Genomic DNA, 303 nt, shown 5'->3' on the forward strand with positions numbered 1-303 from the left:
TTTTCCATGGTGATGGCCTGTCTTGGGTTTCGATGAGCCTATCCCTGTCGCAACACACAGGCACTCCGAGTCTTGCTCTCAAATTCGAGATAAATCGATGTCGCTGAAGTTGGCCGGTACTCGCCACAAATACCAGGCGGCAATGGTTCGGTAAGGCGCGAAGCGCTCGGCAAGCCGGGCCATTTGCCGGTGCGACGGTTTGAGTTCCAGAGCATACAGTCGCCGGTAGCCTTCGCACACGCCGAAGTCGCTGGCGGGCATCACATCCAGCTGACCGAGCCCGTAAATGAGCATCATCTCCAC

1 pseudogene is annotated in these 303 nt (G+C 57.1%); it reads right to left on the reverse strand.

Annotated features, from left to right (window positions below):
• Positions 1–78: 78 nt before the first annotated feature.
• Positions 79–303, reverse strand: a pseudogene (locus ALO43_RS09965) (DNA-3-methyladenine glycosylase 2 family protein); the annotation flags it as partial.

The sequence above is a fragment of the Pseudomonas tremae genome, assembly GCF_001401155.1.
GTDB lineage: Bacteria > Pseudomonadota > Gammaproteobacteria > Pseudomonadales > Pseudomonadaceae > Aquipseudomonas > Aquipseudomonas tremae.